Origin of the sequence: Thermomonas hydrothermalis (genome assembly GCF_900129205.1) — a bacterium.
GTDB classification, from domain to species: domain Bacteria; phylum Pseudomonadota; class Gammaproteobacteria; order Xanthomonadales; family Xanthomonadaceae; genus Thermomonas; species Thermomonas hydrothermalis.
The window spans coordinates 50,463-73,703 of the sequence record NZ_FQUK01000008.1; the positions used below are offsets into that span (position 1 = coordinate 50,463).

Genomic DNA, 23,241 nt, shown 5'->3' on the forward strand with positions numbered 1-23,241 from the left:
GAATGGGCCACACTAACGCAGCGTCGCGTGTATCGGACACGCAAGGAGAGCTGATCCCATGTTCAAGCGCATGTTCCTGTTTCTGCTGACCAACCTGGCGGTGCTGGCGTTGGTGAGCATCGTCATGTCGATCCTGGGCGTGAATCCCCAGCAGGCCAGCGGGTTGCTGGTGATGGCCGCCCTGTTCGGGTTTGGCGGGTCGATCATCTCCCTGCTGATGTCCAAGTGGGTTGCGATCAACGCGACGGGCGCGCACATCATCACCCAGCCGCGCAATGAGGTCGAGCAATGGCTGCTGGCCACCGTGCAGCGTCAGGCGCAGGCGGCCGGGATCGGCATGCCGGATGTGGCCATCTACGATGCCCCGGAAATCAACGCGTTCGCCACCGGTGCCAATCGCAATCATGCCCTAGTGGCGGTGTCCACCGGTTTGTTGCGGGCGATGACCCGGGATGAGGCCGAGGCTGTGCTGGGTCATGAGGTCAGCCATGTCGCCAATGGCGACATGATCACCATGGCCTTGCTGCAAGGGGTGCTCAACACGTTCGTGATCGTGCTGGCGCGGGTGGTGGGCCGGTTCATCGATGCCGCACTCAGCGGTGGCCGTGACGACCGGCCCGGGTTGGGGTATTACCTGGTCGTGTTTGTGCTGGAGATGGTGTTTGGCCTGTTGGCCTCGATGATCGCCATGTGGTTCTCGCGCTACCGCGAGTTCCGTGCCGACGCCGGTGGCGCGGCGCTGGCGGGCCGCCACAAGATGATCGCCGCGCTGGAACGGCTGGCGGAGATGCACGGCGCCAGCACGTTGCCCAAGCAGATCGCCGCATTCGGGATCAGTGGCGGCATGGGGCATGGGCTTGCGCGCCTGCTGATGAGCCATCCGCCCATCGAGGAGCGGATCGAAGCCTTGCGCAATGCGCCACCAGAAGCCTTGCGCGAAGGCTTGGCCGACTGATCAAACCAGCCGTAGATGCCTGTTGTGTGGCCGGTCATCCCAGACCGGCCAACCCTGGCGGTTGACAGCGCGTTGCGTGCCCGCTGCCAGCCCGCCATGTGCGGCTGACCCCTGTCTCGGCAGCCCAAAGCGGCCTGCCGGGGTGCGGCCTTGGCGTCAGAGGCTGAAGTCGTAGTTCATGTCGGGGCTGACCGGGGCCAGGAAATCTCCTTGTACGTAATGGATGCCGGTCGAGAACAACAGGGTCATGCTGGCGGCATCCTGCACATTCGGAGCCATGGTGCGGATCCCCAGTTCGTGTGCCTTCTGCGCGATTTCCCGCAGTTTGGCTTGGGCTGTGGTGTTCTTGGGCAGGTCGTCCATGAACTGCGGGTCGATCTTGAGCAGCGTCGGGGTGACGTGCTGCAGGATCTGTAGCGAGTTGAGCCCGGCACCGAACCGTTCCAGGGTCAGCGTCACGCCCAGCGCGGCCAGGGCATCAGCAAAGGCCTGGGTCGCATTGAGATTGACGAAGACCTTGGTTTCGGCCACCGCCAGGCTGAGCAGCTGCCCCGGCACACCGGCGCTGGCCAGGGCCTTACGGATGAACTCAGGCATTGCTGGATCAAGCACGGCATCCTGCGACACCGACAGCAGGAGGCGGGTGGATTTGCCAATGCGCTGGCGTTCGCCGATCAGGGTGATCGCGCGCGCCACCGCCCAGCGGTCGATTTCGCCCAGCAGGCCGTGCTCCTCGGCAATCGGCAGGAACGTGTCGGCCGGAACCGGCACGCCGTCACTGCCGAGCAGATGCAGGCGCATCTCGTAGGCTTCCTCGGTTTCGCCGTGCAGGGACACCACTGGCTGGAAGCCGAGTTGGAAGCCCTGTCCGTCCAGCGCCTCACGGATGCGGCCCAGCCAGGCGGCGATGCGTTCCTGTTCGGCACGATCCTGGGCGCCAGGATCGAACACATCCGCCCGATTGCCGCCGGAGCCGACTGTGGCGGCCAGGGACTGGTTGGCCTTGGCCAGCACTTGGCTGGTGCTGGCGATCTTCTCGCCAATCTGCACGCCACCGATGCTGATGGTGGCGTTGAGCGAGTTGCTTCCCACCACCAGCACCGCATCGGCCACCGCTGCACGCAGGGCGTCTGCCAGTGCCTTTGTGGCGTAGTAGTCACTGTTGGGGATCAGAATGGCCAGCTGATGCTCGCCGAAGCGGCCAATCTGGGCCTGCGGGGCGGTTTCCGTCAGGCGTTGGCCCAGCGCAGCCAGCAGCTCGTCGGCGGCGTCCAGGCCGATCACATCCAGCAGCTGGACGTAGTGATCCGGCTCCACCAGCAGCAGGCCATGTCCGGCACCGCCAGCAGCGGCCTCGGCCACCGCGGCATCCAGCAGGCCAAGGAAGGTAGGGCGGTTGAGCAGGCCGGTCGCCGGGTCGCGCTGTTTGAGGTCTTCCAACTGGCGTGCCAGTTCGGGGTCCACCTCAACGGTCTGACGGCGGAAGATCAGTTGCAGGCAGGGCTCGCCTTGATACTCGGCGGGAGTGAACTCCATCACCGCCGGGAAGCTGTGGCCTTCGGCATCGCGTGCGGTCAGCTCGTGGCGCGAGGGCGCGTCCTCGCCCTTGGCCAGATGCTTGAGCAGCTCTTTCAGCGGCGCCACGTCGGCTGGCGCGACCAGATCCAGCAGGGACATGCCTTCGATGTCTTCGAAGGTCTCGAACCCGAACATGTCCAGGTAGGCCTGGTTGGCCCGGATGTGCATGCCTTCATGGATGTAGGCGATGGGTTCGCGCGAGGAGTCGATCAGCATGTCGCAGCGGCGCTGGGTTTCGCGCATCTGCGCTTCCAGGCGACGCTGGCTGCGGCGGGATTCCAGCGCCTGCCATTCGGCATGAACCACTTTCAGGAACTGCGCCGCACGCTCGCGCAGTGCCACGGCCTGGGCGCCGAGGGTCAGGGCCTGCTCCAGGGTGTCGTCATCAATCCCGTCCAGTACGGCCAGAAGCGACACGTCGCGGCCGCAGCCCAGCACCGCTTTGGCGACCTGCTCGAAGGGCAGCAGGGTCGCGCCATAGTCGGCCAGCACCATGTCCACCGGCTGCCGGGCCAGCATGTCGGTCAGTTCGTCCAGAGATTCCGGGCGCAACGGACGCACCGCGGTGCCGGCATTCCGCAGGCGGCTGACCAGCGCCTCGGCTTCGTTCACCAGGTCGGTTACAAGGATCAATCGCAGAGCGGTGTCTTTGCCAGCTGCCATGACGGGGGAATTCCGGAGCGTGGTGCGTACAAGTGTGTGCGCGCTAACCTAGCCGTGAATGTGATGCAGGTCAAAGCCTGTGCAGCGCAGTCTTGCCGGGGTGTCCAGGGATTTCGCGCACCAGCCTGGGCACCAGGTAGCCGGACAGGCGGGCGGATAGCGCCGCGTGCAGCGCTAGGGCGGTGGCGTCGTCCACTTCGAAGTGGGCAGCCCCGGCCACACGATCGAGTTGGTGCAGGTAATAGGGCAGCACGCCGGCAGCAAAACCGCGTTCGCACAACGCGGCCAGCGCGTCCACGGTGTCGTTCACCCCGCGCAGCAGCACGGCCTGGTTGAGCAGAACCGCGCCGGTGGCGCGCAGGGCGGCCAGTGCCCGATCCACCGAGGCATCGAACTCGTGGGCATGGTTGGCATGGATCACCACGGTCAGCGGCCAGGGGAGGGTGCCCAGCCAGTCGAGAAGCCCGGTATCGACGCGCTCGGGCAGTACCACCGGCAGCCGGGTATGGATGCGCAGGCGGCGGATGTGCGGCAGCGTGCGCAGGACATCGGTCAGTTCGGCCAGTTTGTGGTCGGCCAGCGAGAGCGGGTCGCCGCCGGAGAGGATCACTTCGTGGATCGAGGTATCGGCGGCCAGCAGCGCCAACGCCTGACGCCAGCCGCCCGCGGCGGCGGTGTCTTCGGCGTAGGGGTAATGCCGGCGAAAGCAGTAGCGGCAGTGCACCGCACAGCTGCCGGTGGCGATCAGCAATGCCCGGCCCTGGTACTTGTGGATCAGCCCACCGCCGCGCCGGGCGAGGCCGTCGCCGACCGCATCCAGGGCAAAGCCGGGCACGATGCGGTCTTCGTCCAGTACCGGCAGCACCTGCCGCAGCAGGGGGTCGGCCGGATCGCCCGGGCGCATGCGGGCGATGAACCCGCGTGGCACCCGTAGCGGGAACTGCTGGGCGGCGTGATCAGAGAGCTGTGCCGCCAACTGCTCCAGCCCAAGCATTGCAAGCAACTGGCGCGGGTCGCGCACGGCATCGCGCCAGGCGGTCTGCCAGCGCGAGGGTGGGGTGTGCTGCACGGAAGCGGGGGCTGCGGGTATCATGTCGGGCTACAAGTCCACGGTTTCCGGTGTTGTCCGGAACCCATCATCGAAACCCCACAGTGTAGCCGCCCACGCTGGGTGGCCCAAGGAGTGCCCATGGCCGCTCTCGGCATGAACGACGTCAAGGCCGGACAGAAGATCCTGGTCAACAACGAACCCTGCATCATCACCGAAACCGATTACGTCAAGCCCGGCAAGGGCCAGGCCTTCACCCGCGTGCGCTATCGCCAGATCCGCACCGGCCGGGTGCAGGAGCTGACCATGAAGTCCACCGACTCGGTGGAAGCGGCCGACGTCGTCGATACCGACATGCAGTTCCTGTACAGCGATGGCGAGTACTGGCACTTCATGAACCCGGAAACCTTCGAGCAGATCCAGGCCGATAAGGCGGGTGTGGGCGATGCCGCCAAGTGGATCAAGGGCGAGGAGATGTGCATCGTCACCCTGTTCAATGGCGTGCCGATCCAGGTGACGCCGCCCAACTTCGTCGAGCTGAAGATCGTCGAAACCGATCCCGGCGTGCGTGGCGACACCTCCGGTGGTGGTGGCAAGCCCGCCACCCTGGAAACCGGCGCGGTGGTGCGGGTGCCGCTGTTCGTCGCCCAGGATGAGGTCATCAAGGTCGATACCCGCAGCGGCGAGTACGTCTCGCGCGTGAAGTGAGCCATGCCCCGTCCACGCCGGGCGTGGACGGGTGACGCTTTGGAAAGGAACGACATGACCGAGCACGCGCCGCAGCCCTGCGACCTTCTCATCGAGGCCGGCTGGGTGGTGCCGGTCGTCCCGCACGGCGTGATCCTTCCAGATCACGCCGTTGCCGTTTCCGGTTCTCGCATCGTGGCGGTGCTGCCGCGGGCGCAGGCACGGGCACGCTTTGCGCCGGCGCAGACGGTGGCGCGTCCGCAGGCGGCGCTGATCCCGGGGCTGGTCAACGCTCACACCCACAATCCGATGACGCTGCTGCGCGGCGTGGCCGATGATCTGCCGCTGATGACCTGGCTGCGCGAGCACATCTGGCCGGTCGAAGGCGCGCTGGTGGGGCCGGAGTTCGTGGCCGACGGCGTGACCTTGGCGATCGCCGAGATGCTGCGTGGTGGCACCACCTGCGCCAACGAAAACTATTTCTTCCCAGACGTGCAGGCCGCCGTGTACAGCAAGCACGGATTCCGGGCGCGGGTGGGCCTGCCGGTGATCGATTTCCCGACCGCCTGGGCGGCCAGCGACGATGAATACTTCGCTCGCGCCATCGAAGTGCACGACACCTGGCGTGACGATCCGCTGGTCGCAATGGCATTTGCGCCGCATGCGCCCTATTCGGTGAGCGACGCCAACTTCGAGCGCGTGCGGATGCTGGCCGATCAGCTTGATCTGCCGGTGCATCTGCATACCCATGAAACTGCGCAGGAGATCGAGGACTCCCTGAAGCAGTATGGCCTGCGGCCGTTGGCGCGGCTGGATCGGCTGGGCCTGGTCAACGACCGCCTGATTGCGGTGCACATGACCCAGCTCACCGACGCCGAGATCCGCCTGTGTGCCGAACGCGGCGTCAGCGTCGTGCACTGCCCGGAATCCAATCTCAAGCTGGCCTCGGGTTTCTGCCCGGCCTGCGCGCTGCTGAAGGCGGGGGTGAATCTGGCGATCGGCACCGACGGCTGCGCCAGCAACAACGATCTCGACATGTTCGGCGAAACCCGGACCGCCGCCCTGCTGGGCAAGGCGGTAGCCCACGACGCTGCCGGCTTCTCCGCCTTCGAGGCTCTGCATGCCGCCACCCTGGGTGGCGCCCGCGCACTGGGGTTTGAGCACCTGATTGGCAGTATCGAGCCCGGCAAGCAGGCGGATCTGGTGTGCGTCGATCTGGCCCCGCTGGAAACCCAACCGCTGCATCACATCGTCTCGCAGCTGGTGTATGCCGCCGGCCGCCATCAGGTCAGCGATGTCTGGATCGCCGGTCAACCCAAGCTGCGCCAGCGCGAGCTGGTGGACATGGATACCGAGGCGCTGCTGGCCAAGGTTGGCCACTGGCAGGCGCGCATTGCCCAGGTGCGGGCACACTGATCGACATGCGGAGCAGGCGATGAGCGCGATCCCCGACAACGTCTCGCAGGCCGAACTCGACAAGTTCGATGCGCTGGCCCAGCGCTGGTGGGATCCGGACGGGCCGCAGCGGGCCCTGCACGCGCTCAATCCGGCGCGGCTTGCGTACGTCGCCAGCCGTGTTCGCCTGCCAGGGGCGGCCGTGCTCGATGTTGGCTGCGGTGGTGGTCTGCTCAGCGAGGCGATGGCCAGGGCCGGTGCCGCGGTGACGGGAATCGATCTGGCGTCGAATCTGCTCAAGGTCGCCCGCCTGCACGGGTTGGAATCCGGCGTGCGGGTCGAGTATCGGCAGATCAGCGCCGAGGCGCTGGCGCACACACAGCCGGGCCAGTTCGATGTCGTGACCTGCATGGAAATGCTCGAGCATGTCCCCGATCCGGCATCGGTGGTGCAGGCCTGTGCCACCCTGCTCAAGCCCGGCGGATACCTGTTCCTGTCCACCCTCAACCGCACGCTGGCGGCGTTTGCATTGGCCATTGTCGGCGCCGAATACATCGCTCGGCTGCTGCCGCCTGGAACCCACCAGTACCGGGATTTCATCCGCCCGGCCGAACTGGCGCAGATGCTGCGTGCGGCCGGGCTGGTGCTGGACGACATCAGCGGTCTGCACTATGACCCGCTTGGTCAACGGGCCTGGGTGGGTGGGGCGCCTCGGGTCAACTACCTGGCCTGCGCGCGTAAACCGGAATGAGTGCGCGTCGCTTCCCGCCGCTGGTGCTGTTCGATCTTGACGGCACCCTGCTCGACAGCGCCCCGGATATGCTGGTCACGGTCAACCGCATGCGCGCCATGCGCGGTGATGCTCCGATGGCGCTGGACGCACTGCGTCCGCACGTCTCCCGCGGCGCGCGGGCGATGATTGCGGCATCCTTTCCGGCGCTGGGCGGCGAGGTGCCGGCGGAGATGGTTCGAGAGTTTCTCGACATCTACGCACAGGTCTTGGGGCAGCACGGCGCGCCTTTCGATGGGGTGGTCGAACTGCTGGCGGCACTCGAGGCGGCCGGTAGCCGCTGGGGCATCGTGACCAACAAGCCGGAATCTCTGGCCCGGCAGTTGCTGCCGGGGTTGGGCTGGGATGCGCGTTGCGCCATTTTGGTGGGCGGTGACAGCCTGCCCGAGCGCAAGCCGCATCCGTTGCCGCTGTTGCATGCGGCCGGGCAGTTGGGCGTGTCCTGCCAGGACTGCGCCTATGTCGGTGATGACCGCCGCGACATCGAAGCGGCGCGGGCGGCCGGCATGCGCTCGGTGGTGGCGCTGTGGGGCTATCGGCTGCCGGATGAGAACCCGCAGGACTGGGGCGGAGATGCCTTGTCGCCCACCCCACAGGCGCTGCTCGACTGGCCGTTGCCATGACCGATTCAGCCGCCCTCGACACATTCCTGCAGAAATGGCGCACACGCTGGCCGGAATGGGCCATCGCCGAAGCGTTCGTGCCGGCATCGCAGCGCCCGTTGGCGCAGGCCTGGCTGGCGCTGCGCGGTGAGCTGGCGGAAGCCGCCTGGGGGGGTGAGGACCCGACACCCGGGGCGGCCAAGCTGGGCTGGTGGGAAGAAGAGCTGCGCGGTTGGGCGCGTGGTGCCCGCCGGCATCCGCTGGGGCTGGCTCTGCAACGGCAGCCGGTGGATTGGGCTCGGCTCGCTGACGGAATCCCTGCATTGCGTCTTCGCCGACAGCCGGAAGGCGATCAAGCACAGACACTGGCCGGCTTGGCCGGATACGCGCAAGGCCTGGCGACGGTGTCGGCGGCGTTGTTTTGTGCGCCCGCCCCATCGGGAGATGCGATGGCGCAGGCGCTGCTGGCCGAATGGCGGCTGTTGCTGCCCCGACGCGGGGTACCGGCCGCTGGCACCGATCTGGCCAGCGTATTGGCACTGCCGGCCTTGCGCGAGGGGCCGCGGGTGGAGCGCATCCAGGCGGCGCTGGTGCGTCTGCGCCTGCGCCGGCAGGACGGCCAGGCTCCGCTAGGAGCACCCCGCGTGCTGCTGGCGGCCTGGCGTGCCGCGCGTGGGTGAACCAGAGCGTTCCGCGGCCGATCACGTCACTGCCGGTACAATGTCGCGATGCACAAGCCCCTGACTTCGCCGGCCTTGCCGGATGTGGCCTTCGATCGCGTGCCCCAGGCCCGCGCCCTGGACTGGGTGGGGATGGAGGGCATCGCCCTGCCGATCCGGCTGCCGGATGGCAACGGTGCGACGCTGCGTGTGCCAGCCAGTGTCGATGTGGCGGTCGATCTGCACGCAGCGGGCGCCCGCGGCATCCACATGTCGCGTTTGTATCTGCAACTGCAGCAGGGGTTGGCGGATACGCTGCTGACCGGGCCGGCACTGCGCCGTCTGCTGGACGACTGCATTGCCTCGCAACAGGGGCTGGCCACCCGCGCGCGGCTGCGTCTTCGCTATGACCAGCTGCTGCTGCGGACGGCACTGCGCAGTGGCCATGCCGGCTGGAAACGCTATCCGGTCATGCTGGAGGCGGTCCTGGCCGACGGGCATCTGCAGCTGACGCTGGAACTGGCACTGGAATATTCCAGTACCTGCCCGGCCTCGGCCGCGCTGTCGCGGCAGGCCAATGCCGAGCGCTTTGCCCGCATGTTTGGCGCGAGTTCGGATGTTGCCGTGGCCGATGTGTGCGCGTGGCTGGAGAGCGAACAGGGGCTGGCCGCCACGCCCCATGCCCAGCGCAGTCGGGCCGAATTTCGTCTAGAGCTGCGGCCCAGTCTCGATGAACTGCCACTGGTCAACCTGATCGACGCCCTGGAAGCTGCGCTTGGCACGCCGGTGCAGACAGCGGTCAAGCGTGAAGACGAGCAGGCCTTTGCCGAAGCCAATGCCGCCAATCTGATGTTTTGCGAGGATGCGGCGCGCCGGTTGGCCGCGGTGCTGGCGGCTGAGGCCCGGATCTTGGCCTGGCAGGTGCGGGTGGCGCATCTGGAGAGCCTGCACGCCCATGACGCCGTGGCCAGCGTGAGCGGCCGCAACGACCGCTAGGCAAGGTCTAAAACACTCGGCGCATCGCCCGATTCGACGGCTGCGCAAGCAGCTGCACGCGTGTGTTCCCGCGTGCGCACGACACGCCCGCACGCCTGAGCGCGTTGCCGCGTTAAGGCGTGCGCTGTAGCACCAGCAGCGGGTCGATGCGCACGTCGAACCAGTTCATGCCCCAGTGCAGATGCGGCCCGCTGGCGCGGCCAGTGGCACCGACGGCGCCGATGATCTCGCCTTGCCGCACGGGTTGCCCGACCTGTACGTCGATCCGCGACAGATGCAGGAAGTTGCTGCTGATGCCGTGGCCGTGATCCAACAGCACCGTGCCGCCGGTGAGATACAGATCGGGTGCGGCGAAGGTCACCACCCCGCTGGCAGGAGCGCGCACCGGAGTGCCTGCGGGTGCGGCGATGTCCATCCCCGAGTGCGGCGCACCGGGGACCCCGTCATACACGCGCTGATGGCCGAAGCGGCCGCTGATCCGGCCCTGCACGGGCCAGAAGAAACGCTGGGCAAAGCCGGTCTCGTCGCCATCGCGCTGACGTGCGGCGGCCACCTGTGCCTGTTCGGCCTCGATACGACGGGCAAGCTCCGGCGGTGGCGTGACCGTCGCCGGCGGTACGCCACGCACCTGTTCCACCGGCCAGTCGCGTGGAAGGATCGTGATCAGGATCGTCTGTGTGGCCGCCCCAGGTGGGGTCACGGTCAGGGCGATCGTTCCGCTCTGATCGCGGCCGATCCCCAACACCACCGAGCCATACGGCGTCGGTCGCAGGGTGCGTCCGGCGTAAGTCACCTGGCTGCCGGCGGGTACCTTGCCGATGACCATGGCCCCTTGAAGGGCGGTATGGGGGAACCGGATGCCCGCCGTCGCTGTGGCGGGTCCAGCTTCGGTCGTGGCCGGCGTTGCGCCCACGGCGCCTGCCCATACCGGCGTACAGGTGTACAGAAGCGCGGATGCGAGCAATGCCAGCAGGAGGCGTCGGTCAGTGCGGTGGGACGGGGTCATGGCCACCGGGGTGCAGGGGATGGCAGCGGGCGATGCGACGCATGGCCAGCCAACTGCCCTTGAATGGACCGAAGCGGGTGATGGCCTCCACGGCGTAGTCCGAGCAGGTGGGGACGAACCGGCAGCGTGGCCCCAGGAGCGGGCTGATCCAGCGCTTGTAGAGACGCAGCAGAAAGAGCAGGATGCGGGAGAGCACGATGATTGGGCGGTAGGTCGCGGTGCGGTTGCCGCATCGCGCAAGGCAGGGTATAACAGCGCGCCTTCCCGCCTCAAGGGAAATGAGAGGAGTCCGGACGTGGCAGCGAAAAAAACCGCCAAGAAGGCCGCCAAGCCGGCCAAACAGGCCACCTCGGTGAAGAAGCCGGCGCCAGCGGCAAAACCGGTGGCGAAGAGCACTGCGGCCGCAAAAAAGAAAGCGGTCCCAGCCAAGAAGACCGAGGCTGCCAAGAAGGCTGTGCCAGCCAGCAAGACGGCGTCAGTCAAGAAAGCCGCGCCAGCCAAGAAGGACAGCACGGTCAAGAAGGCGGCCACACGGCAGTCGGCCCAGGCCAAGCAGAAAGCAGCGCCGACCAAGAAGCCTGCGGCGGGCAGCAAAGCTGCGCCCACCAAGCAAGCGCCCGGCAAGGACAAAGCGACCAAGCCCAGCGCGGAGAAGGTGGTCAAGCGGGTCATCCCCGCGACCGACGTCCAGGTTGAATCCAGCAAGAAAACGGGAAAGAAGGGCACAACCACCGCAGGAGACCGCAAGACCAAGGACGTCTCTTCGCCACCGGCCACCCCGAACAGCGTGGGTCAGGCACCTGTGACGGAACGTAAGAACACTGCTACCCCGACGCCGCCGGCAAACACGCCGGAGCAGTCGAAAGAAAAACCACCTGGAAAAGTCGTGATTGCCACCAAAAACGCAGCGCTAAAGCCGGCAACTGAACCCAAGCGCACGTTCAAGGTCGTGCCGTATGAAGTGGACGAGGCCACCGGCCGGCCGATCGTCCCGCCCGGCTATAAGCCTTCGCCGGACGAGGAGTACATGAACCCGCTGATGCTGGAGTATTTCCGCCAGCGTCTGCTGCAGTGGCGGGCCGAGCTCGTGGAGGAGTCCAAGCAGACCATCGAAAACCTACGCGAGGAAGTGCGTGACATCGGCGATGAGGCCGAGCGCGCCACCCGCGAGACGGAGAACTCGCTGGAGCTGCGCACCCGCGACCGCTACCGCAAACTCATCGCCAAGATCGACTCCACCCTCAAGCGCATCGACAGTGGCGACTACGGCTACTGCGTCGATACCGGCGAGGAGATTGGACTGGAGCGGATGGAAGCGCGTCTGACCGCAGAACGTACGGTCGATGCCCAGGAACGCTGGGAGCACCAGCAGAAGATGATGGGCGAGTAAGCCCGGCCTCGCATTCGCCGCACCAGATTTCAGCCCCGCTTCGGCGGGGCATTTGGTTTTTAGGGAAGGCCTGAACAACGCCATCCTGGTGGTGTCAACCGCACTGAGCCCGGCAGATGTCCCGGTTCGGCTCACGCGTAGCAATCGCGTGTGCGATGGCTGCATGGCCGGCCATCTGTGTCCCAAGGAATCTTGCAAGTATTCGGAGACTGCTTAGGACACAGGAACGCCGCGTTGGCGGTGTCAGTGCAGTTCGCGCAGATCCAGCCGGCGCAGGCGGGGAGCCAGCCGGGCGGTGATGGCCACCACCGCCAGGGTGACGCCGCCGCCGACCAGCATCGCCGGCACCAGCCCCAGCAGGCGTGCCATGACCCCGTCGTAAAACGCGCCCAGCTCGTTCGATGAGCTGATGAACAGGCCATTGATGGACGACACTCGGCCGCGCATCGCATCCGGGGTCACCAGCTGCATGATGGTCGAGCGCAGCACCACCGAAACGCCGTCGCACATCCCGTACAGCACCAGCAGCAAGGTGGACAGCCAAAGCTGTCGCGACAGTGCGAAGGCGATCGTGCACAGCCCAAAGCCAGCCACTGCCAGGAGCAATACCCGGCCGGCATGGCGCTGCAAGGGGTGCCGGCTCAACCACAGCGCGACCAGGATCGAGCCAATTGCCGGCGCGGCCCGCAGCAGCCCCAGCGCTTGCGGCCCTGCGTGCAGAATGTCGTGGATGAAGGCGGGCAGCATGGACACCGCGCCGCCCAGCAGCACCGAAAACATGTCCAGGGCCATGGCGCCAAGCAGGATTTGGTTGCCGGCGACGAAGCGCGCCCCTTCGGCGATGCTGGCCAGGATCGGTCCACGCTGCGTCGGCGGTGGTGGTTCGCTGACCGGCATCCGCAGCAGCGTGACAGCCGCCAGCAGGGCCAGCGCGGTGCCGGTGCTGAATGCCGCTGCCGTTCCCAGCGTGCCCACCAGCACGCCCCCCAGCGCCGGGCCCAGCACCAGCCCGGTCTGGAACACGACGCTACCGAGGCTGGCGCCGCGGGCAAACTGTGGCCGCGCCAGCACGCGTGCGAACAGGGCGTTATAGATCGGCCCCAGGAAGGTGCGGCCGATACCACCCACGGCCACGGCGAGATAGATCGGCCAGGGGCCGCGCAGGGGCAGCAGCCCCGCGCTCATCGCCGCCAGCACAGCCGCATTGACAGCCAGCAGGGTGCAGGCCGCAGCACCTAGCGTGCGGCGCGGCAGGTGATCGACCAGGTAGCCGGAAAACGGCGCGATGCAGAAGAACGGGATCACTTCTGCCAGCCCCACCAACCCGAGTGCCAGGGTGTCGCGGGTGAGCAGGTAGAGATGCCAGCCGACTGCAACCGCCACCACCTGATAGGACATCAGGGTGCAGATGCGGTACAGCATCAGCCAGCGGAAACCGGCGCTGGCCAGCGGCGAGGGGCTGGCCGTGGGCGCATCGGTCGGGTGGTTCATGCCTGCTGCAGGGCGGTCTGGGCGCGTTCGCGAATGAAGGCCAGCAGCGCCGCCAGCCCATTGCTGCGGGTGGGCGATAGGTGTTTGGCCAAACCGATGGCGGAAATGAACTCGGGTTGGGTGGCCAGAATCTCGTGGGCACTGCGCCCGGAATAGACACGCAGCACCAGATAGATCAGCCCGGAGACGATCGAAGAATCGCTGATGGCGTGGAAGTCGAGCCGGTGGGCATCCCCTTCGGCCACGATCCAGACCAGCGACTGGCAGCCGTGCAACCGGTTGGCCTCGGTTTTCCAGGCCTCCGGAAACGGAGGCAGCTTGCGGCCCAGGTCGATCAGGTACTGATAGCGTTCGGCCCAGTCGGAGAAAAATCCGAACTCCTCGGCGATGGCCGCCTGGGCATCGGCGGCGGTGGGTTCGAGCGGGAAGGGGGCTTCAGTCATCGGATGTCCTGCGGAACATGCATGCGGTGCCTCTGTGGCCACGCTGGCTTGCGTCTGAACCTCGGCAACGCCAGCGGCGGCGCTGGTCAGGGCCGGGCGAGCCAGGACTCAGACGCGCTTTCTCACCCAGCGCACGCCCTGCGGCGTGTCCTCCAGCAGAATGCCCTCGGCGGCCAGCTGGTCGCGGATGGCATCGGCACGGGCAAAGTCACGCGCGCGCTTGGCGGCGCTGCGTTCGTCCACCAGGGCCTGGATGCGGGCATCGTCGTCATCGGCGCCGCCCGCAAACCACGCCTGCGGCGTCTGCTGGAGCAGGCCGAGCGCCGCACCAGCCCCCAGCAGCTCGCTTTTGCGTGCTGCTTTTTCCGTGTCGGTCGTGGCCTTGCGGGCCTCGGCCGCGATGCGCGCCAGTTCGGCCAGTGCGGCCGGGGTGTTGAGGTCGTCGCACAGGGCGGCTTCGATGCTGTCCGGAATACGGGCAGAGGCGGTGATGCCGTCCAAGTCGCGCAGGGTGCCGTAGAGCCGGTCGAGGGTGCGGATGCTTTGCTCGATCAGCCCATCCGACCATTCCAGCGGTTGCCGGTAGTGCGCCGTGAGCAGGGCGTGGCGCAAGGCTTCCGGCGGGTACTGCTTGACCAGGTCGTGGACGCGCTGGATGTTGCCCACGGATTTGGCCATCTTGGCGCCACCGAAGGTGAGCATGCCATTGTGCAGCCAGAACTTGGCGAAGGTCTGGCCGCCATGCGCGCACTCGCTCTGGGCGATTTCGTTTTCGTGATGCGGAAACTGCAGATCGACGCCGCCGGCATGGATGTCGATGGTGGTGCCCAGGTGGGTTTCCGCCATCGCCGAGCATTCGATATGCCAGCCGGGGCGACCGCGTCCCCAGGGCGACTCCCAGCCAGGAAGATCATCGCTGGAGGGTTTCCACAGGACGAAATCGCCGGGATCGCGCTTATACGGCGCCACTTCGACCCGCGCCCCGGCCAGCATTTCTTCGGTGTCGCGGCGCGAGAGTTTGCCGTAGCCGTCAAAACTTGCCACGGAAAACAGCACATGGCCCTCGGCGGCATAGGCATGGCCTTGGGCGATCAGCCGCTCGATCATCGCAATCATTTGCGGGATGTGCGCGGTGGCGGCTGGCTCGATGTCCGGTGCGAACGCGCCGGTGACACCCAGCGCCGCCATGTCCTGCCGGTAGGCGTCGGCGTAGCGTGCGGTGATGACCGAGATCGGCACGCCCAGTTCACGGGCGGCCGCGTTGATCTTGTCGTCCACGTCAGTGATGTTGCGGGCATAGCGCAGCGTGCCGTAGCGGCGCCGCAGCAGTGCGGCCAGCACGCCGAACACCACCGGCCCGCGGGCGTTGCCGATGTGAACGTAGTTGTAGACGGTCGGGCCGCAGACATACATCGTCGGGCAGGACGGGTCCTGCGGTACGAACGGTTCGACCCGGCGGGTCAGGCTGTTGTAAAGGTTCAGTTGCATGGCAGTGCGCAGACGTGAGCGCGCATTGTAGCGGCCCGTCCGGGGTCCCGGCGGCGGCAGTGGTGAATGGCGTCATCCCCGCTGGCCGGTGCGTGCACGCACCAGCGGCCGCTCGATTGGGCACCCGTGACAGCAGCGATTCAGATGCCCGGACGTGCGTTCGATACACTTCGGGCATGCCGGTATTCCCCTTCGTTCCGACAATGAGCCTCGCCGTGGCGTTGCTGGCCACGCCGGCTGCCCAAGCCCAGGATCAGGGCAAAGACCAGGCGCCGGCACGGTCGGCGCCGGTTGAGAACGTGCGCTACGACTATGCCCAGGTGCTGGCGGTGCGCCCGGTCTATGAGACGATCAAGACCACCCAGATGGAAAAGGTCTGTGAGCGCCTGGGTCCGGACAAGCCCAACCCGCTGTCGCGGGTGGTCAACGCGGTCCGCGACCGCCTCTCGACGGCAACGCCGGAGCAGGCCACCGACTGCCGGATGCAGCCGGTGACCAAGGAATCCCGCCGGGTGGTGGCCTACGACGTCGATTACATGTACCGCGGCAACAAGTTCCGCACCCGCATGGAGAATGACCCGGGCTATCGCCTGCGCATTCGCATCTCGATCATGCCGCATCCGGACGACTGACCAGAACGCGCCTGTGCCCCTGCGCTTGCATCGCGGCAGCCGCCATGCGAGCATGCTACCCGACATGAACGCCCACCTCGCCACGCGCTATGCCGATGCCGCCCGGATGGCCTCCGGCATGACCTCGCGTGCGCGCCGACCGGAGCCCCGCCATCCTGCTGGGTAACCGGAGCGTTTTTTCTGCGTTTTTTCCGAAGACCCGGCAGTGATGCCGGGTTTTTTGTTTTCACGTTCGACAGGAACAACCCACCATGCCGCATTTCCTCAACACCCAGGACTGGTCCCGCGCCGACCTCGATGCCTTGCTGGCGCTGGCTGCCCACTACAAGCGGCAGCCGTTGGGCGACGCCCTCAAAGGGCGGGCGATCGCATTGGTGTTCTTCAACCCTTCGATGCGAACCCGCACCAGTTTTGAGGTGGGCGCGTTCCAGCTCGGTGGGCATGCCGTGGTGCTGCAGCCGGGCAAGGACGCCTGGCCGATCGAGTTCGATCTGGGCACGGTCATGGATGGCGAAGCCGAGGAGCACATCGCCGAAGTGGCGCGGGTGCTGGCGCGCTATGTCGATCTGATCGGCGTGCGGGCCTTCCCCAAGTTCATCGACTGGTCGCAGGATCGTGAAGACCGGGTGCTCAAGGCGTTTGCGAAGTACTCCACGGTGCCGGTCATCAACATGGAGACCATCACCCATCCCTGCCAGGAGCTGGCCCACGTGCTGGCGCTGCAAGAGCACTTCGGCACCACCGACCTGCGCGGCAAGAAGTTCGTGTTGACCTGGACTTATCACCCCAAGCCGCTGAACACCGCGGTGGCCAACTCGGCGCTGACGATTGCCACCCGCATGGGCATGGATGTGACCCTGCTGTGTCCGACGTCGGAGTACATCCTGGACGAGCGCTACATGGGCTGGGCAGCGCAGAACGTGGCCGAAAGCGGTGGTTCGCTTCAGGTCAGCCATGACATCGAAAGCGCCTATGCCGGTGCCGACGTGGTCTATGCCAAGAGCTGGGGCGCGCTGCCGTTCTTTGGCAACTGGGAAGCGGAAAAGCCGCTGCGCGAGCGCTTCCGTCATTTCATCGTTGACGAGGCCAAGATGGCACTGACCAACGATGGTGTGTTCAGCCACTGTCTGCCGCTGCGCCGCAACGTCAAGGCCACCGACGGCGTGATGGATTCCCCGCGCTGCATCGCCATTGCTGAGGCCGAAAACCGCCTGCACGTCCAAAAAGCGGTGATGACGGCCCTGATTCGTGGTTTGTGACACCTATCGCTTTTCATTCCTCCTCACTGCCGACACGTCTCCCATGAACCCCAACGACTCCCGCGACATCGTCCTGGCCTTTTCCGGCGGTCTCGATACCAGCTTCTGCGTGCCCTACCTGAAAGAGCAGGGCTGGACCGTGCATACCGTGTTTGCCGATACCGGCGGCGTGGATGCCGAGGAACGTGCCGCCATCGAGGCGCGCGCTGCCGAGCTGGGTGTGGCTTCGCACGTCACCATCGACGGCGGCCCGGCCATCTGGAACGGCTTCGTCAAGCCGTTCGTATGGGCGGGCGAGGGTTACCAGGGCCAGTACCCGTTGCTGGTTTCCGACCGCTATCTGATCGTCGATGCCGCGCTGGCGCGGGCAAAAGCGCTTGGCACTAATGCGATCGCCCATGGTTGCACGGGTATGGGCAACGACCAGGTGCGCTTTGATCTGGCGGTGAAAGCGCAGGGCGACTACCGCATCGTGGCGCCGATCCGCGAGATCCAGAAGGCGCACCCACAGACGCGTGCGTATGAGCAGGCCTATCTGGAGGCGCGGGGGTTTTCCGTGCGCGCCCGCCAGAAGGCCTACACCATCAATGAGAACCTGCTGGGGGTGACCCTGTCCGGCGGCGAGATCGATGCCTGGGAAGCCCCGGGTGACGGCGCGCGCGGCTGGTGCGCACGCCGTGAACACTGGCCGCTTGAGCCGCTGGAGGTGACGCTGCGCTTCGTTCAGGGCGAAGCGGTGGCGCTGGACGGCGTTGATCTGCCGGGCGAGAAGATTCTGGCCAAGCTCAACACCATGTTCGCCCAGTACGGTGTCGGCCGCGGCCTGTACACCGGCGACACCACCATCGGCCTGAAGGGCCGGATCGTGTTCGAGGCGCCGGGCCTGACCGCGCTGCTGGTGGCACATCGCGCGCTGGAGGAAGCGGTGCTGACCAAACAGCAGAATCGCTTCAAGCCGGACGTTGCCCGCAAGTGGGTGGAACTGGTGTACGAGGGCTTCTTCCACGATCCGCTGAAGGCCGACCTGGAGGCGTTCCTGGCCTCCAGTCAACGCATGGTCAATGGCGAGGTGGTGCTGCGCACCCGTGGTGGCCGAGTGGATGCCGTCGCCGTGCGTTCGCCGCATCTGCTCACCAGTAAAGGAGCCACCTATGCCCAATCGGCCGACTGGGGCGTGGAGGAGGCGGAAGGGTTCATCAAGCTGTTCGGCATGAGCAGCACGCTGTGGGCCGAGGTCAACGGCGGGCAGGGCGGTGGCTGACATGCTCGACGCAGCCCTGCGGCACCTGGAAGCGCTGGTGTCCTTCGACACCCGCAATCCGCCGCGTCAGATTGGCACCGACGGCATCTTCGATTACCTGCGCGCGCAGTTGCCGGGCTTTCGTCTTGATCTGACCGACCACGGCGACGGTGCGGTGTCGCTGCTGGCCGTGCGCGGAACCCCGCAGCGCGTTTTCAATGTCCATCTGGACACGGTACCGGCCTCGGCCGACTGGAGCGCCGACCCGTTGCAGTTGCGGGTGACGCAGGATCGCGCCATCGGTCTTGGCGCCTGCGACATCAAGGGCGCGGCGGCCGGGCTGCTGGCTGCGGCGGCGGTCACCCGCGGCGATGCGGCGTTTTTGTTTACCACCGACGAAGAGGCCAACGATGCCCGCTGCATCGCCGCCTTTCTCGCCCAGGATCACGGGTTTGTCGAGGCGATCGTGGCCGAACCCACCGGCTGCCACGCAGTGCTGGCGCACCGAGGCATCAGTTCGGTGCTGCTGAAGTTCAAGGGCGAAGCAGGCCATGCCTCTGGCGCAAACGCGCTGCAGGCCAATGCACTGCACCAGGCGATGCGTTGGGGTGCGAATGCACTGGCGCTGGTCGAGGCCGAGGCGGCTGCCTGCTTCGATGGCTTGACCGGGTTGCGCTTCAACATTGGTCGCGTCGAGGGTGGGATCAAAGCCAACGTGATCGCGCCCAGCGCGGAGGTGCGGTTTGGCTTCCGGCCGTTGCCATCGCACGACCTCGACGCGCTGCATGCACGGTTTGCCGCTTGCGCCGCGCCGGGCGCGCTGGAGCGCTACGAGGAGACGTTCCGTGGGCCGTCACTGCCGGCTGGCGATACCGCGATGGCCGAAGCGCGACGGCTGGCCACGCGCGACCTCGCCGATGCATTGGGCCTGCCGATTGGCAACGCGGTCGATTTCTGGACCGAGGCCTCGCTGTTCTCGCAGGCAGGCCTGACTGCCTTCGTCTATGGCCCGGGCGACATCGCCCAGGCGCATTGCGCCGACGAATGGGTGGCGCTCGATCAGCTCGAACGCTACACCGCATCCATCATCCGCATGATCGGGGATTGAACACACGTGACACCGATACTTCGCCCGCACGCGGTGCATGCACCGCAGACCCGTCAGACCATCGTGCGCCTGCTGTCCAGCATGGCCAGTGCCAAGGAGATCAGCCAGTATCTCAAGCGTTTCTCCCAGCTCGACGCGGCCCGCTTCGCCGTGGTGAAGGTGGGCGGCGCGGTGCTGCGTGACGATCTGGACGCGCTGGTCTCGTCGCTGGCCTTTTTACAGGATGTCGGTCTGACGCCTATCGTCATCCATGGCGCCGGGCCACAACTGGACGTCGAGTTGGCCGAAGCGGGCATCGAAAAACGCACCATCGACGGCCTGCGTGTGACTTCGCCGGAAGCGCTGGCTATCGTGCGGCGGGTGTTCCATGCGCAGAACCTGAAGCTGGTGGAAGCCCTGCAGTCGGCCGATGCGCGCGCCACCAGCATCGTGTCCGGCGTGTTCGAAGCCGATCTGCTGGATCGGGAACGCTATGGCCTGGTCGGACAGGTGCGGCGGGTCGAGCTGGCTCCGATCCAGGCCAGCCTGCAGGCGGGGTCGATCCCGGTGATCGCTTCGTTGGGCGAGACCGTCGAGGGGCAAATCCTCAACATCAATGCCGACGTGGCCGCCAATGCGCTGGTGCAGGTGCTCCAGCCGTACAAGATCGTCTTTCTGACGGGGACCGGCGGATTGCTGGATGCCCAAGGGCGGATCATCGATTCGATCAACCTGTCCAGCGAGTACGACCAGCTGATGCGTCAGCCCTGGGTGGAAGGCGGCATGCGCCTGAAGCTCGAACAGATCAAGCAGCTGCTAGACGGCCTGCCGCGTGCGTCTTCGGTGTCGATCACGCGGCCATCGGAGCTGGCCAAGGAGCTGTTTACTCACAAGGGGTCCGGCACCCTGGTACGGCGCGGTGAGCGCGTGCTGCAGGGAGATCGCTGGGAGGCATTCGACCTGCCGCGCCTGCGTGGGCTGATCGAGTCTGCATTCGGGCGGCGGCTGGTGCCAGAGTATTTCGAGCGCACCCGGCTGCATCGCGCCTACGTCAGCGAGCATTACCGTGCGGCGGTGATCCTCACCGCCGAGGATGCGGGCATCTATCTCGACAAGTTCGCAGTGCTCGATGAAGCCCAGGGCGAAGGGTTGGGGCGCGCTGTCTGGCAGGAAATGCGCGCACAGACGCCGGCTCTGTTCTGGCGCTCGCGACTGGACAATCCGATCAACGTGTTCTACGACGCCGAAGCCGACGGCTGCATCAAACAGCCGGTCTGGAAGGTGTACTGGTATGGCGATGCCGGGTTCGACCGCATCGAACGCTATGTCCAGGCCTGCAATGCCCGTCCGGCAACGCTGGAGGCGCCGGTATGACGCAGTTTCGGGTCGGTATCGTCGGCGCACGCGGCCACACCGGCGGCGAGCTGATTCGTCTGTTGGCCGGGCATCCAGACTTCGAGCTGGCGTTTGTCACCTCGCGCGAGCGAGCGGGGCGCGCGCTGGCCGACCATATCCCCGGCTATGTGGGCGACCTGGCCTACACCTCGCCAGCGTATGACACGCTGCCGGAGCTGGGCGCGGATGCGGTGGTGCTGGCGCTGCCCAACGGCAAGGCCGGGCATATCGTCCAGCAATTCGATGCTGCCGGCACCGACGCGGTGCTGCTGGACCTGTCGGCGGACTTCCGCTTCGACGATGGCTGGTACTACGGCCTGCCGGAACTGACCCGCACCACCTATGCCGGCCAACGCCGGATCAGTAACCCAGGCTGCTATGCCACGGCCATGCAACTTGTGATCGCACCGATGCGCGATGTGCTGAACGGGCCGGTGCAGTGTTTCGGCGTCAGCGGGTATTCCGGTGCCGGCACCTCGCCATCCGACAGGAATGACGTCGAGTTGCTGCGCGACAACCTGATGCCCTATGCCCTGACCGGGCACGTGCATGAACGCGAAGTCAGTCATCACCTCGGGCACCCGGTGGAGTTCATGCCGCATGTGGCACCGCATTTTCGCGGGCTGACCATCACCGCCAATCTGCATCTGACCGAGGCATTCGGACGCGAGGCGGTGCTGGCCCGGTATCAACGTCGCTATGCCGACGAACCATTGGTGCAGGTGCAGGAAGCTGCGCCCTGGGTCAGTCGCATTGCCGGGCGGCATCACGTGGCCATTGGCGGATTTTCCCTCTCGGAAGACGGCCGACGGCTGGTGGTGGTGGCCACGCTGGACAATCTACTCAAAGGGGCGGCGACCCAGGCATTGCAGAACCTCAACCTGGCGTTCGGGCTGGAGGAATGGACGGGGATCCCGATGGAGGCCATGTGATGAGCACGTTGTTGTGGCAGAAGCCCGGTGTCACCGTGGACGCGCAAATCCAGCGCTTTCTGGCTGCGGACGATGTGCAGCTGGATCGCGAGTTCTTCCTGTATGACATCGGCGCCAGTCTGGCCCATGCCCAGGGGCTGCAGCAGATCGGCATTCTGTCCGCCGACGAGCTGACGGCAATCACACGCGAGCTGGCACAGCTGGCGGAGGACTTCCGCGCGGGCGTCTTCGTGCTGGATGCACGCTACGAGGATGGGCACTCGGCGATCGAGGCGCGCCTGACCGAACGTCTGGGCGATGCCGGCAGAAAAATCCACACCGGCCGCAGTCGCAACGACCAGATCCTGGTGGCCACGCGGTTGTGGCTGAAAGAAAAACTCGCCTGCCTTGGGGCACGCCTGCGCGAGATTGCTGGGGTGGCGTTGGCCCGTGCCGATGCCGAGCAGGCGCTGCCCATGCCGGGCTATACCCATCTGCAGCGCGCCGTGGTGTCCTCGGCGGGGATGTGGTGGGCCGGGTGGGCCGAGGCTTTCATCGATGATGCCGTGCGTGCCCGCGATACATTGGCGTGGATCGATGCCAACCCGCTCGGCACTGCCGCCGGCTATGGCGTCAACCTCCCGCTTGCGCGCGATCACACCACGCATGCGTTAGGGTTTGCCCGGCTGCAGATCAATCCGGTCTATGCCCAGCTATCACGCGGCAAGTTCGAGCTGGCCGCGCTGGAGGCATTGGGCAGTGTCACCCTCGACCTGCGCCGAATTGCCTGGGATTTGTCGCTGTTCACCAGCGCAGAGTTTGGCTTCGTCGCCCTGCCGGCGCAGTACACCACCGGCAGCTCAATCATGCCGAACAAGCGCAACCCGGACGTGATCGAGCTGATGCGTGCCACCCACGCCAGCGTGGCAGCAGCGCGGACGGAAATCGAACAGCTACTCTCGTTGCCATCGGGCTATCACCGTGACCTGCAGGCATCGAAGGGCGCAATCGTCCACGGCTTTGGGCGCGGCTTGGCCGCGCTGGATTTATTGCCGGCGCTTTTGGCGAACCTAGAATGGCGCGAGGATCGGCTGCGTGCCGCCATCGACTCGGGCATGTACGCCACCGACGTGGCAGTGGAGGCGGCAATCGCCGGGGTGCCGTTCCGCGAGGCTTACCGCACTGCGGCCGAACAGGTCGACAATGCTGGGCAAGGTCGAACGCCGGAAGGCTCACTGGCAGCACGCACGTCGCCGGGGGCTGCGGCCGAGCTGCGGCTCGATGTGTTGCGCGCCCGCTGGCAGGCACTGCCGGAGTGACGCCCAGTTTGGATGCAGCGCAAGCTCAGGGAGCGCCGGAACTGGTAGCGGACGTGCCAGGAAGCGGGGCAGATGCAGTGGATGCAGTGGGCGTCGAGCCGGCGACTGGCACCTGGACGGAGGCTGTCTGGCCCAGGGCTTCCTCTTCCGCGGCCTTGGTCATGACCACGATGCTGATAGGGGTCGTCTCAGAAAACGGAAAATAAA

At 66.3% G+C, this 23,241-nt stretch carries 22 protein-coding genes; 15 read left to right on the forward strand and 7 right to left on the reverse strand.

The window, feature by feature from the left end:
* Window positions 1-58 precede the first annotated feature (58 nt).
* Window positions 59-955 (forward strand): protease HtpX, encoded by an 897-nt coding sequence (gene htpX / locus BUA29_RS03645; protein WP_072755276.1) that lies wholly within the window; start codon window positions 59-61, stop codon window positions 953-955.
* A gap of 156 nt (window positions 956-1,111) precedes the next feature.
* Here the strand turns inward: htpX and BUA29_RS03650 are convergent, their stop codons facing one another.
* Together BUA29_RS03650 and epmB are read right to left on the reverse strand one after the other, a co-directional pair.
* The gene (locus BUA29_RS03650; RefSeq protein WP_072755277.1) at window positions 1,112-3,196 is read right to left on the reverse strand and encodes an EAL domain-containing protein; all 2,085 of its coding nucleotides are present in this window, start codon (window positions 3,194-3,196) and stop codon (window positions 1,112-1,114) included.
* 70 nt (window positions 3,197-3,266) lie between these two features.
* Entirely contained in the window at window positions 3,267-4,289 is a 1,023-nt protein-coding gene (epmB, locus tag BUA29_RS03655) for an EF-P beta-lysylation protein EpmB (RefSeq protein WP_072755278.1), read from the reverse strand.
* 96 nt (window positions 4,290-4,385) lie between these two features.
* Between epmB and efp the strand changes: the two genes are divergently transcribed.
* Genes efp through folE2 form a run of 6 tightly spaced genes read left to right on the forward strand, consistent with a single transcriptional unit; the run spans window position 4,386 to window position 9,373 of the window.
* Window positions 4,386-4,952: an elongation factor P gene (gene efp, locus BUA29_RS03660; protein WP_072755279.1), complete on the forward strand. Its 567-nt coding sequence runs from the start codon at window positions 4,386-4,388 to the stop codon at window positions 4,950-4,952.
* Window positions 4,953-5,006: 54 nt separating this feature from the next.
* Window positions 5,007-6,347: a TRZ/ATZ family hydrolase gene (locus tag BUA29_RS03665; protein ID WP_072755280.1), complete on the forward strand. Its 1,341-nt coding sequence runs from the start codon at window positions 5,007-5,009 to the stop codon at window positions 6,345-6,347.
* Window positions 6,348-6,366: 19 nt separating this feature from the next.
* Window positions 6,367-7,077 (forward strand): bifunctional 2-polyprenyl-6-hydroxyphenol methylase/3-demethylubiquinol 3-O-methyltransferase UbiG, encoded by a 711-nt coding sequence (gene ubiG / locus BUA29_RS03670; RefSeq protein ID WP_072755281.1) that lies wholly within the window; start codon window positions 6,367-6,369, stop codon window positions 7,075-7,077.
* Window positions 7,074-7,739, forward strand: coding sequence for a phosphoglycolate phosphatase (gene gph, locus BUA29_RS03675; RefSeq protein ID WP_072755282.1), 666 nt, complete (start codon window positions 7,074-7,076; stop codon window positions 7,737-7,739). Before ubiG ends, gph begins: the two co-directional genes overlap by 4 nt.
* Window positions 7,736-8,398, forward strand: coding sequence for a hypothetical protein (locus BUA29_RS03680; protein WP_072755283.1), 663 nt, complete (start codon window positions 7,736-7,738; stop codon window positions 8,396-8,398). The genes gph and BUA29_RS03680 overlap by 4 nt, the downstream gene beginning before the upstream one ends.
* A gap of 48 nt (window positions 8,399-8,446) precedes the next feature.
* On the forward strand, window positions 8,447-9,373 hold the full coding sequence (gene folE2, locus BUA29_RS03685) for a GTP cyclohydrolase FolE2 (protein ID WP_072755284.1): 927 nt from the start codon (window positions 8,447-8,449) through the stop codon (window positions 9,371-9,373).
* Between the two features lie 112 nt (window positions 9,374-9,485).
* Here the strand turns inward: folE2 and BUA29_RS03690 are convergent, their stop codons facing one another.
* Both BUA29_RS03690 and yidD read right to left on the reverse strand, forming a co-directional pair.
* Window positions 9,486-10,379: a M23 family metallopeptidase gene (locus BUA29_RS03690; protein WP_084602332.1), complete on the reverse strand. Its 894-nt coding sequence runs from the start codon at window positions 10,377-10,379 to the stop codon at window positions 9,486-9,488.
* Window positions 10,357-10,575: a membrane protein insertion efficiency factor YidD gene (gene yidD, locus BUA29_RS03695; RefSeq protein WP_072755285.1), complete on the reverse strand. Its 219-nt coding sequence runs from the start codon at window positions 10,573-10,575 to the stop codon at window positions 10,357-10,359. Before yidD ends, BUA29_RS03690 begins: the two co-directional genes overlap by 23 nt.
* A gap of 99 nt (window positions 10,576-10,674) precedes the next feature.
* Here yidD and dksA point away from each other — a divergent pair, with 99 nt between their 5' ends.
* The gene (gene dksA, locus BUA29_RS03700) at window positions 10,675-11,769 is read left to right on the forward strand and encodes an RNA polymerase-binding protein DksA (protein ID WP_072755286.1); all 1,095 of its coding nucleotides are present in this window, start codon (window positions 10,675-10,677) and stop codon (window positions 11,767-11,769) included.
* A gap of 243 nt (window positions 11,770-12,012) precedes the next feature.
* Here dksA and BUA29_RS03705 read toward each other — a convergent pair whose 3' ends face one another.
* The 3 genes from BUA29_RS03705 to cysS form a co-directional block, all read right to left on the reverse strand.
* The gene (locus tag BUA29_RS03705) at window positions 12,013-13,260 is read right to left on the reverse strand and encodes an MFS transporter (RefSeq protein ID WP_072755287.1); all 1,248 of its coding nucleotides are present in this window, start codon (window positions 13,258-13,260) and stop codon (window positions 12,013-12,015) included.
* The gene (locus BUA29_RS03710; RefSeq protein WP_072755288.1) at window positions 13,257-13,703 is read right to left on the reverse strand and encodes a SufE family protein; all 447 of its coding nucleotides are present in this window, start codon (window positions 13,701-13,703) and stop codon (window positions 13,257-13,259) included. Before BUA29_RS03710 ends, BUA29_RS03705 begins: the two co-directional genes overlap by 4 nt.
* Before the next feature lie 108 nt (window positions 13,704-13,811).
* Window positions 13,812-15,191, reverse strand: coding sequence for a cysteine--tRNA ligase (cysS, locus tag BUA29_RS03715; RefSeq protein WP_072755289.1), 1,380 nt, complete (start codon window positions 15,189-15,191; stop codon window positions 13,812-13,814).
* Between the two features lie 176 nt (window positions 15,192-15,367).
* Here cysS and BUA29_RS03720 point away from each other — a divergent pair, with 176 nt between their 5' ends.
* The 7 genes from BUA29_RS03720 to argH all read left to right on the forward strand — a co-directional run bounded on the left by BUA29_RS03720 (window position 15,368) and on the right by argH (window position 23,034).
* Window positions 15,368-15,823 (forward strand): glycine zipper 2TM domain-containing protein, encoded by a 456-nt coding sequence (locus BUA29_RS03720; protein WP_143148787.1) that lies wholly within the window; start codon window positions 15,368-15,370, stop codon window positions 15,821-15,823.
* Window positions 15,824-16,074: 251 nt separating this feature from the next.
* Entirely contained in the window at window positions 16,075-17,082 is a 1,008-nt protein-coding gene (locus BUA29_RS03725; RefSeq protein ID WP_072755291.1) for an N-acetylornithine carbamoyltransferase, read from the forward strand.
* Window positions 17,083-17,125: 43 nt separating this feature from the next.
* Entirely contained in the window at window positions 17,126-18,343 is a 1,218-nt protein-coding gene (locus tag BUA29_RS03730; RefSeq protein ID WP_072755292.1) for an argininosuccinate synthase, read from the forward strand.
* On the forward strand, window positions 18,336-19,430 hold the full coding sequence (locus BUA29_RS03735) for an acetylornithine deacetylase (RefSeq protein ID WP_143148788.1): 1,095 nt from the start codon (window positions 18,336-18,338) through the stop codon (window positions 19,428-19,430). The genes BUA29_RS03730 and BUA29_RS03735 overlap by 8 nt, the downstream gene beginning before the upstream one ends.
* Window positions 19,431-19,436: 6 nt before the next feature.
* Complete coding sequence (locus tag BUA29_RS03740) at window positions 19,437-20,783, forward strand: acetylglutamate kinase (RefSeq protein ID WP_084602333.1); 1,347 nt, start codon at window positions 19,437-19,439, stop codon at window positions 20,781-20,783.
* A complete protein-coding gene (gene argC / locus BUA29_RS03745) occupies window positions 20,780-21,736 on the forward strand; it encodes an N-acetyl-gamma-glutamyl-phosphate reductase (RefSeq protein WP_072755295.1) in 957 nt (318 codons plus the stop codon). The genes BUA29_RS03740 and argC overlap by 4 nt, the downstream gene beginning before the upstream one ends.
* Window positions 21,736-23,034 (forward strand): argininosuccinate lyase, encoded by a 1,299-nt coding sequence (gene argH, locus BUA29_RS03750; RefSeq protein WP_072755303.1) that lies wholly within the window; start codon window positions 21,736-21,738, stop codon window positions 23,032-23,034. Before argC ends, argH begins: the two co-directional genes overlap by 1 nt.
* Window positions 23,035-23,241 lie beyond the last annotated feature (207 nt).